The organism is Sphingobium sp. (genome assembly GCF_041987595.1).
In the GTDB taxonomy this organism is placed as follows: domain Bacteria; phylum Pseudomonadota; class Alphaproteobacteria; order Sphingomonadales; family Sphingomonadaceae; genus Sphingobium.
Genome location: NZ_JBHIWJ010000024.1, coordinates 40,944 through 50,781, shown reverse-complemented (window position 1 = coordinate 50,781; position 9,838 = coordinate 40,944). Strand labels below are relative to the sequence as shown.

Sequence of the window (9,838 nt, the reverse complement as noted above, 5' to 3'; positions counted from 1 at the left end):
CCACCTCGACCAGCCGATTGCCGACCGGACCCGTGATCATCAGGCTGTGCAGATCCTTCACCATCTTCATGACGCCGCCGCCCGCCAGACTGCCCAGCACGCGCCCGTCATGCGGATCGACGAACCAGATCGCCCGGCCGACCATCAGGCGCCAGCTCTCATCGGCCCTCGCCGGGCGCTGGAGCTGGGTCACATGGCCGCCGCTTGCCTGCTCCACCGCCGCGACCAGCCGGGAGAGCGGCAACGCCTGCCCCTGCGACCGCAGCACGATCCGGTCATGATAGACGGCCCGCTCAATCTCCGGCTTGTAGAGATAGAGCGCGCCCGTCACCGCCATCAGCGCCAGCACCGGCAGGACGATGAGGCCGGCATAGAAATGCCAGCGCCACATCGCCCGGTAAAAGGCGCCGTCAGAAGCGCGCACGAACGCCCCCATAAACGGCGCGCCGCTCGATCGGATAGAAGATCGCTCGCGATGCCGGGGCCAGCTTCGAATAGTCGACCACAGCGCTGATGTCCCCCACGGCCCGCTCGCCCGTCAGGTTGCGCGCATCCAGGAACAGCGTCACGCCTGGCCACAGTTGCGCCTGCGCGCCCAGATTCAGCGTCGCATAATCCCCAACCCGCCTGCTGTTCGCATAATCCACCCAGGCCCCCTGCGGCAGCCACTCGATAGCGGGCGAGATGCTGAGCTTCTCCGTCCCCAGCTTCAGTTCGGCGCGATAGAAATGGCGCGGCACCACCGGCAGCCGGTTATTCCCGAACTGCGCGTCGTCGCGGAAACGGAAATCGCTATATTGATAGACCTGCCGCAGCGTCGCCCAACGCGTCAGGTTCAAATCCAGCCCCGTCTCAACACCCTGATGGCGCGTCCGATCCGCATTGAAGGTCGCTGCGGGAATGGCGCTGTTGCCCGCGCCATATTGCAGCAACTCCCCGCGCAGATCGGCCCGATACAGGCTGATGTCCCAACGCGCGATGCCAAGCGTGCCGCGTGTCCCGATTTCAGCCGTCCAGGCTCTTTGCGGCCGAAGGGGCACGAAGCCTATGGCCATCGTGTCGAACTGCGTCTGCCCCAGTTCGATAAAGCCCGGCAGTTCCACCGAGCGGCTGTAGTTCGCATAGAATTGCACCGTCTGAACCGGCTCGAACAGCAGCCCGAATTTCGGCGCAAGGGCGTCGAACGACACGTCCCCGCTCCGCGCCGGGGCGAAGCGGTTGTCGAGCCGCCGCTCGCCATGGGTGTAGATGCCGCCCGCGATCAGCCAAAGCCCGCCGGCGGGCGCGACCCGCAGCTCGCCATAGCTGTTGATCGTCTGTGCCCGCGCCTTCTGATAGGCGGTCGGCGCGCCGGGCTTGCCGTTCAGATTGACGAACTGCCGGAACTGGCCCTGTCCGAAGCGGGCCTGCGTGCCCAGCGTCAGCTCGACCGGCAGCCCACGCAGATCGCCCGCCAGATCAAGGCTGGCGAACACGCCCCGATCCTCCGACTTCTGATCCACCAGCTGATAGATCGGATGGTTCAGCGCCTTGGCGTTATAATAGGCTCCGAAAGCCAACTCCCCGCCCTCCAGCTGAACCGTGGTGCGGTTCTGCAAGCGGATCGAATCGATGTTGCGCGCCTGATCGAGCGCGAAATTGCCCTTGGCCGGATGGTTCAGCGCGTCGCTTTCATTGAGCGCGCCCGATAGCTTCTGCCGGATCGTCTGCACGCTGGCATAAAAGCGCGTCTCGACCCGCTCGCTCAGCTTCAGCCCGACATTTCCGTTGAAGCGCAGCGCCCGCCGCCGCCCATGATCGCGGTCGCCGTCCGACCGATCGGCCGTCAGCGCCGCCCAGCCGTCGCCCCGCTCGTCGGCATAGCCATAGGCCGCCTTGGCCCGCAGCGTATCGAACGATCCGCCATCGACCCGCAGTTCGGCGCCGGGAGCCGTCCGCCCGGTCGGCGTCGCGGCATTGATCGCCCCGCCCAGCGTCGATCCGCCCAGCCGCAGCGCATTGCCGCCGCGATAGACCTCCAGATGCTGAAAGACCTGCGGGTCCAGCTCCTGAAAATCGCCGTTATCATCGGCCATGTTGATCGGAATGCCGTCCTGCAACAGCGTCAGCCCGCGCATATGATAACCGCGCGACAGGCCCGACCCGCGGATCGAAATGCGCACCTCCTGACCGAAGCGCGGCTGGGTGTAGACGCCAGGCGAGAAGCGCAGCGCATCGCCCAGCGACACGGCCAGCTTGTCTTCAAAGGCCTCCGCCGACACGACATCGACCCCGCCCGGCGTGCGGACCACCTTGGCGGCGGCTTCCTCGACCTCCGGACTGGCGGTGACGATGATGCGGCTCTGATCGGCGGCCTCGTCGGCCAGAGCGGGGACGGACAATGAACAGGCAAGCGCGCACAGCGACGCGCCGCGCGAAACGGAGAAAACGGACATGAGAAAACAACCTTGAAAAAAGCCCGGAAAACAACGGATTTTCTACAGGGTTGCAGGCGGTCCCGAAGAAGGCGGCGGCGGCGCGGCCAGCCGCGCGATCAGTCCGGTCTTGAGCGCGAAGGCAATCGGCCCGAAGGCCAGCTGCCAGGCGGGCAGCGGCAGATCGGCCAGCGCCAGCGGCGGCACCACCGGCTGCACCGAAGCCGCGAAGGGGCAATGCTGCTGCCCCTGCATGCCGTCATCGGGCGAGCCATGCCTGCCCGGCGCATGCTCGCGCTCGACCACGATATTGACGGCGCCCTGGCCGGTGCAGAGCGTCACCACGACGCCCTGATCGGTCCTCACCGGCATGAAACCCGAAGGCGCGATCAGCTGGATCGCCAGCACCAGCAGAGCCAGCGCAGCCAACAGGCCCCGCGCGCGCTCCGATTGTCTGATCTCCCCCAGCATGGCCCGAAGCCCTAGCGGCGACGGCCTGCCCTGTCACTAGGACAAAAGACCACACTCACCTTGACGTAAACGTAAAGCATCGTTACATCACCCGCCATGGATCAACGCAGCAGCATCGCCGGTATCGAACTGCCCGACCATCGCGACCGGCAGACCTATACCATCACCGACCTGTCCGAAGAATTCGGCGTCACCGCCCGTGCCCTTCGCTTCTATGAGGATGAAGGCCTGATTGCGCCGGAACGGCAGGGCCTTGCCCGCATCTATTCGCGCCGCGACCGCGCCCGGCTGGCGTGGATCCTGCGTGGCAAGAGGGTTGGTTTCAGCCTGTCCGACATTCGCGAGATGATCGACCTCTATGACGCGGATGAGGAGCATGAGGAACAGCGCCGCGTCACCATAGCCAAGTGCAAATCGCGCATCGACCTGCTCACCCGGCAAAAGGACGATATCGACGCCGCCATAGCGGAACTTGCCGAGTTCGTGTCCGCACTCGACAAATAACAGCAGAACAAAAGCCCTCGGAGAAGATCATGCCCAGCTATACCGCCCCCGTCCGCGACACCCGCTTCGTGCTTGACCATGTCGTGGGGCTGGACCGCTATACCAACCTGCCCGGCTTCGAAAATGCGACGCCCGATCTGGTGGATGCGATTTTGACCGAAGGCGGCAAGCTCGCCGCCGAAGTCCTGTTCCCGTTGAACGCAGTGGGCGACAGGGAAGGCTGCGTCCGGGATTCCAATGGCAATGTCAAGACGCCGACCGGCTTCAAGGCAGCCTTTGACGCCTATGTCGAGGGCGGCTGGACCACGCTGCATGCGCCGACCGAATATGGCGGTCAGGGCCTGCCCAATGTCGTCGCAGCGGCGGTGGGAGAATATGTGCTCTCATCCAACCACAGCTTCGAAATGTATCATGGCCTGACCAGCGGCGCCGTGTCCGCCCTGCTCGCCAAGGGCAGCGAGGACCTCAAGCAGAAATATATCCCCAACATGGTGTCGGGCGTGTGGACCGGCACGATGAACCTGACCGAGCCGCACGCCGGCACCGACCTGGGTCTCATCAAGACCAAGGCCGTGCCGAACGCCGACGGCAGCTATGCGATCAGCGGCACCAAGATCTTCATTTCGGCGGGCGAGCATGACCTGTCGGAAAACATCATCCACCTCGTCCTCGCCAAGACCCCCGACGCGCCCGAAGGCAGCAAGGGCATCTCGCTGTTCGTCGTGCCCAAATTCCTCGTGAAGGATGACGGCTCGCTGGGCGACCGCAACGCCGTCTCCTGCGGCTCGCTCGAACATAAGATGGGGATTCACGGCAACGCCACCTGCGTCATGAATTATGACGGCGCAACCGGCTGGATCGTCGGCGAAGAGAATAAGGGCCTCGCCGCCATGTTCATCATGATGAACGCGGCGCGCATGTGGGTCGGCATGCAGGGCTTAGGCCAGGCGGAGATCGCCTATCAGAACGCTGCCGCCTACGCCCATGACCGCCGTCAGGGCCGTGCGCTGACCGGCCCCAAGGATTTGGAGGAAAAGGCCGATACCCTCTTCGTCCACCCTGATGTGCGCCGCATGTTGATGGAGGCCAAGGCGCTGACCGAGGGGCTGCGCGCGCTGATGCTCTGGGGCGCGCTGCAAGTCGACCTCGCGCATCAGGCCGCGACCGAGGAAGAACGGCAGGCTGCCGACGACCTCGTCCAGCTGCTGACGCCGGTGCTGAAGGGCTATGGCACGGACAAGGGCTTCGATGTCGCGGTGATGTCGCAGCAGGTATTCGGCGGCCATGGCTACATCTGGGAAAATGGCGTCGAACAATATGTCCGCGACGCCCGCATCGCCCAGATTTACGAGGGCACCAACGGCGTTCAGGCGATGGATCTTGTCGGCCGCAAGCTGCCCATGAACGGCGGCCGGGCGCTTCAGGCCTTCCTCAAGATTGTCGCCACCGACGTCGCCGAAGCCAAGGGCAATGAGAGACTGGCCCCTCTCGCCGAAGCGCTGGAAAAGGCCAGCGGCCAACTCGGCGCGGCGACCATGTGGCTGATGCAGAATGCGATGAAGAACCCGGACAATGCCGGGGCGGGCGCGGTGCACTATATGCACATTCTCGGCATCGTCGCGACCGGCCTCATGTGGCTACGCATGGCGAAGGCGGCGGCGGCGCTGCTGGACGCAGGCGAAGGGGACGCGAAATTCCTCGAAGCCAAGCTGATCACCGCCCGTTTCTTCGCTGAGCGGATCATGCCCGATGCCGGTTCGCTCCGCCGCAAGATCGAGGGCGGCGCGGAAAGCCTGATGGCGCTCGACCCGGAAATGTTCCTCGCGGCTTAAAGCGGGTTGGGCTTGCCCCTTGTCCGGCCCTGCCCCTTCCGCAAGCGGGAGGGAAAGGGCCGGAAACCGCCTCAAACTGCCACCCTCCGCCCCTAGGCAGCCCGCCGCGCAGCCTGTAGCTGTGTTGCCCATGGGGGCAAAGCACACATCCATGACCGCGCAGGACGCACCAGCCCGCACCCTTGGCCTGCCCGCCTGCATCGCGTTGGTCATGGGCAATATGATCGGATCGGGCGTGTTCCTGCTCCCCGCCAGCCTCGCGCCCTATGGCTGGGATGCAGTGGCGGGATGGGTGTTCACCATTGCCGGATCAATGGTGTTGGCGTTCGTCATCGCCCGCATGAGCCAGGCCATGCCCGACGCCAATATCTCGCAGATGATCGCTGTGACCTATGGCCCGCTGGCGGGCTTTGCGATCGGCTGGATCTACTGGTTGTCGATCGTCATCACCAATGTCACCATCGCGGTTGCCGCGACCGCCAATCTCAGCAGCATCCTGCCAACGCTGGCCCGGCCGGGCATCGGCGCGCTGACTTCTCTGGGCTTTTTGTGGTTGACCATCGGGATCAACATGGCCGGCGCGCGGGCGGCGGGCATGGCGCAGCTGGCCACCACCGCGATCAAGCTCATCCCCATCGTCGTCGTCATGATCCTGCTGGCGCTCATGCTGGCGAATGGCCGTGCCGAAATCGAAGCATTTCCGGCACAGGGCTTCACCAGCGCAGGCATCACAGCCTCGGCCGCCCTGACGCTCTGGGCGCTGCTGGGCTTCGAATCGGCCAGCGCGGCGGCGGACAAGGTGCGCGATCCCGCCCGCACGATCCCCCGCGCCACGCTGATCGGCACGGCAGCGACCGGCTTCATCTATCTGCTGGTCTGTTCCGGCATCGCGCTCACTCTGCCCGTTGCGGAGAGCCAGTCAGGATCACCCTTTGGCGCATTTGTCGGCCATTATTGGTCGCCCGCCCCGGCCAGCTTCATCTCTCTGTTCGCGGCGGTCAGTTGCCTTGGCGCGCTCAACGGCTGGACGCTGCTGAAGGGAGAGGTTCCGCTCGCTATGGGCCGCAGTGGAGAATTTCCGCGTTGGTTCGCCGGAACCGACGGGCGGGGCACGCCGATCCGCGCGCTGGTGCTGTCGGGCATGCTGGGTACACTGTTGCTGGCTGCAAACAGTCTGGAGGGACTGGTATCGCTGTTCACGACCATGGCGCTGCTCGCGACTTCGGCTTCTCTCTGGCTCTATGTCGGCTGCGCGCTGGCGGCGATGCGGCTGAAGCTGGTCGTGCCCGCTGCGCTCATCGGCCTTGGCTATGCGCTCTGGACGCTGTGGGGGGCGGGGTGGGTCGCGAGTGGCTCCAGCTTCCTGCTTATGGCGGGAGGCTTCCCCTTTTATGCCTGGGCGCGACGGGAGCGGAAAAAAGCCATTTGAGCCATGCATTCCGGACCCCCGCCTCCGCCGGAACATGTGGGAGGAAAATCAGTCCCCCCACAATTCCTTGAGCTTGCTGAAGAAGCCCGTCGACTGCGGACATTCTTCGCCGGTTTCCGTCTCACGGAAGGCCTCCAGCAATTCGCGCTGCTTCGCAGTCAATCTTGTCGGCGTCTCCACATCGACCTGTATCACCAGATCGCCCTGCCCACGCCCGTTGAGCACCGGCATGCCCGCGCCACGCTGGCGGATCTGCTTGCCTGACTGGATACCGCTCGGGATCTTGATTTCATGCCGCTGGCCATCAAGGCCCGGCACTTCGATCACGCCGCCCAGCGCCGCCGTCGTGATGCTGACCGGCGCACGGGCGAACAGGGTCGTCCCGTCCCGCTCGAAGATCGCATGGCGCTTCACATGCAGAAAGATATAGAGGTCGCCCGCAGGCGCGCCCCGCGCCCCGGCCTCGCCCTCGCCCGACAGGCGGATGCGGGTGCCTTCATCGACACCGGCCGGAATGTTGACGGAGAGTGTTTTGGGCCTGTCCACCCGGCCCTCGCCCCGACACGAACGGCAGGGGCTTTCGATCACCTGACCAGCGCCATGGCAGGCCGGGCAGGTCCGCTCGACCACGAAAAAGCCTTGCTGCGCCCGCACCTGACCATGGCCATGGCAGGTGCCGCAGCTCTTGACCCCGGTGCCCGGCTGCGCGCCGGACCCGTCGCAACTCTCGCAGGCCGCCGAAACCTCGATCTCGATCTCGGTCTTCTTGCCGTGATAGGCCTCGTCCAGCGTGATTTCCATGTCGTAGCGCAGGTCCGCTCCGCGCCGCTGGGCCTGACGCCCATTGCCGCCGCCGAAACCGGACTGGCCGAAAATCGTCTCGAAAATATCGCCGAGATCGGAAAAGCCGCCCGCGCCGCCGCGCCCGCCGCCAAAACCGCCCGGACCGCCATTCTGAAACGCCGCATGACCGAACCGATCATAGGCCGCGCGCTTCTGCGGGTCCTTCAGGCACTCATAGGCTTCGGAAACGGCCTTGAACTTGGCCTCGCTGTCGGTGCAGCCCCCGGTCTTGTCCGGGTGATATTTCATCGCCAGCTTGCGATAGGCGCTCTTGATCGCTCCGGCATCGGCGGTGCGCTCAACTTCGAGCAATTCGTAATAATCGATTTCGGTGCTCATCTCGCCCCCGGCGTCCCTGCCCCATCATGACCACAGCAGTCCTGACGGGGCAAGCACATCAGCTTCACGCCTTGTTGTCGTCCACTTCCGAGAATTCGGCATCGACGACATCATCGTCCGCCTTCGGCGCGTCCGCACCCGGAGCCGCCGCAGCCGCCTGCTCCTTCTCGTAAATGGCCTGGCCCAGCTTCATGGCGACCGTGGCAAGTTCCTGCGCCTTCGCCTTCATCGCTTCAGCGTCGCCGCTCTCGACCGCCGACCTGGTGGCGGCGATCGCGGTTTCGATTTCCGCCTTCAGCGAAGCGTCCACCTTGTCGCCATGCTCGGAAAGCTGCTGCTCGGTGGTGTGGATCAGGCTTTCGGCATTGTTCTTCGCCTCGGCGCCTTCCCGCTTCTTCTTGTCTTCCTCGGCGAAACGCTCGGCATCCTTGACCATCTGGTCGATGTCGGCGTCCGACAGACCGCCCGAAGCCTGAATGCGGATCTGCTGTTCCTTGCCCGTGCCCTTGTCCTTGGCATGGACGTTGACCAGACCGTTGGCATCGATGTCGAAGGTGACTTCGATCTGCGGCACGCCGCGCGGCGCGGGCGGAATGCCGACCAGATCGAACTGGCCGAGCAGCTTATTGTCCGCCGCCATCTCACGCTCGCCCTGGAACACGCGGATCGTCACCGCCTGCTGATTGTCGTCGGCGGTCGAATAGACCTGCGACTTCTTGGCGGGGATCGTGGTGTTGCGGTCGATCATGCGCGTGAACACGCCGCCCAGCGTCTCGATGCCCAGCGACAGCGGGGTCACGTCGAGCAACAGCACGTCCTTGACGTCGCCCTGCAACACGCCCGCCTGAATGGCGGCGCCCATGGCGACGACTTCGTCCGGGTTGACGCCGGTGTGCGGCTCCTTGCCGAAAAATTCCTTCACGGCCTCGCGCACCTTGGGCATGCGGGTCATGCCGCCGACGAGGACGACTTCGCTGATCTCGCTCGCGGACACGCCAGCATCGGCCAGCGCCTTCTTGCAGGGTTCCATCGTCCGCTTGATGAGGTCGGCCACCAGCCGCTCCAGATCGGCGCGGGTGATGTTCTTCACCAGATGCTTGGGACCATTCTGGTCGGCGGTGATGAAGGGCAGGTTGACTTCGGTCGACTGGGCCGAGGACAGCTCGATCTTCGCCTTTTCGGCCGCTTCCTTCAGACGCTGCAAGGCCAGCTTGTCCTTGGTGAGGTCGATGCCTTCGGCCTTCTTGAAGTCTTCGGCGAGATATTCCACCAGTTTGGCGTCGAAATCCTCGCCGCCCAGGAACGTGTCGCCGTTGGTCGACTTCACCTCGAACACGCCATCGCCGATCTCCAGGATCGAGATGTCGAAGGTGCCGCCGCCAAGGTCGTAAACCGCGATGGTCTTGCCGTCCTGCTTCTCCAGCCCATAGGCGAGCGCGGCCGCGGTCGGCTCATTGATGATGCGCAGCACCTCAAGGCCGGCGATCTGGCCGGCGTCCTTGGTCGCCTGACGCTGGGCGTCGTTGAAATAAGCGGGAACGGTGATGACCGCCTGCGTGACAGTCTCGCCCAGATAGCTCTCGGCGGTTTCCTTCATCTTCTGGAGCGTGAAGGCGGAAATCTGCGAGGGCGAATAATCCTTGCCACCGGCATTGACCCAGGCGTCGCCATTGGGACCCTTGGCGATGCTGTAGGGCACCAGCTCCATGTCCTTCTTGGTCATCGGATCGTCGAAGCGGCGGCCGATCAGGCGCTTCACCGCGAAGATCGTGTTGTCGGGATTGGTCACGGCCTGACGCTTGGCGGGCTGGCCGATCAGACGCTCGCCATCCTTGGTGAAGGCGACGATCGAGGGCGTCGTGCGCGCGCCCTCCGCATTTTCGATCACCTTGGGCTTACCGCCGTCCATCACAGCGACGCAGCTGTTGGTGGTGCCAAGGTCGATACCGATTACTTTTGCCATCTTGTCCTCTTTGAACCCCAAAATCACATTCAGCGGTTGACGG

The 9,838-nt window shown here is 64.5% G+C and carries 8 protein-coding genes; 3 read left to right on the top strand and 5 right to left on the bottom strand.

Going from position 1 to position 9,838, the window contains the following annotated elements; genetic code table 11:
* The 3 genes from ACFC3J_RS08840 to ACFC3J_RS08830 all read right to left on the bottom strand — a co-directional run.
* A partial coding sequence (locus ACFC3J_RS08840) for a PepSY-associated TM helix domain-containing protein (protein ID WP_375195811.1) occupies positions 1 to 391 on the bottom strand: 391 nt, incomplete at its 3' end.
* Positions 392 to 410: 19 nt separating this feature from the next.
* On the bottom strand, positions 411 to 2,435 hold the full coding sequence (locus tag ACFC3J_RS08835; protein ID WP_375195807.1) for a TonB-dependent receptor family protein: 2,025 nt from the start codon (positions 2,433 to 2,435) through the stop codon (positions 411 to 413).
* A gap of 42 nt (positions 2,436 to 2,477) precedes the next feature.
* The gene (locus tag ACFC3J_RS08830) at positions 2,478 to 2,885 is read right to left on the bottom strand and encodes a DUF2946 family protein (protein WP_375195806.1); all 408 of its coding nucleotides are present in this window, start codon (positions 2,883 to 2,885) and stop codon (positions 2,478 to 2,480) included.
* 96 nt (positions 2,886 to 2,981) lie between these two features.
* Here ACFC3J_RS08830 and ACFC3J_RS08825 point away from each other — a divergent pair, with 96 nt between their 5' ends.
* From ACFC3J_RS08825 to ACFC3J_RS08815, 3 genes are all read left to right on the top strand, one after another.
* Positions 2,982 to 3,389 carry a MerR family DNA-binding transcriptional regulator gene (locus ACFC3J_RS08825; RefSeq protein ID WP_375195805.1) on the top strand — a complete coding sequence of 136 codons (408 nt, stop codon included), beginning with the start codon at positions 2,982 to 2,984 and terminating at the stop codon, positions 3,387 to 3,389.
* Between the two features lie 29 nt (positions 3,390 to 3,418).
* A complete protein-coding gene (locus tag ACFC3J_RS08820; protein WP_375195804.1) occupies positions 3,419 to 5,221 on the top strand; it encodes an acyl-CoA dehydrogenase C-terminal domain-containing protein in 1,803 nt (600 codons plus the stop codon).
* 151 nt (positions 5,222 to 5,372) lie between these two features.
* Positions 5,373 to 6,650 carry an amino acid permease gene (locus ACFC3J_RS08815; protein WP_375195803.1) on the top strand — a complete coding sequence of 426 codons (1,278 nt, stop codon included), beginning with the start codon at positions 5,373 to 5,375 and terminating at the stop codon, positions 6,648 to 6,650.
* A gap of 48 nt (positions 6,651 to 6,698) precedes the next feature.
* Here the strand turns inward: ACFC3J_RS08815 and dnaJ are convergent, their stop codons facing one another.
* A complete protein-coding gene (gene dnaJ / locus ACFC3J_RS08810; RefSeq protein ID WP_375195802.1) occupies positions 6,699 to 7,832 on the bottom strand; it encodes a molecular chaperone DnaJ in 1,134 nt (377 codons plus the stop codon).
* Positions 7,833 to 7,896: 64 nt separating this feature from the next.
* Entirely contained in the window at positions 7,897 to 9,795 is a 1,899-nt protein-coding gene (dnaK, locus tag ACFC3J_RS08805) for a molecular chaperone DnaK (RefSeq protein ID WP_375195801.1), read from the bottom strand.
* Positions 9,796 to 9,838: the final 43 nt, after the last annotated feature.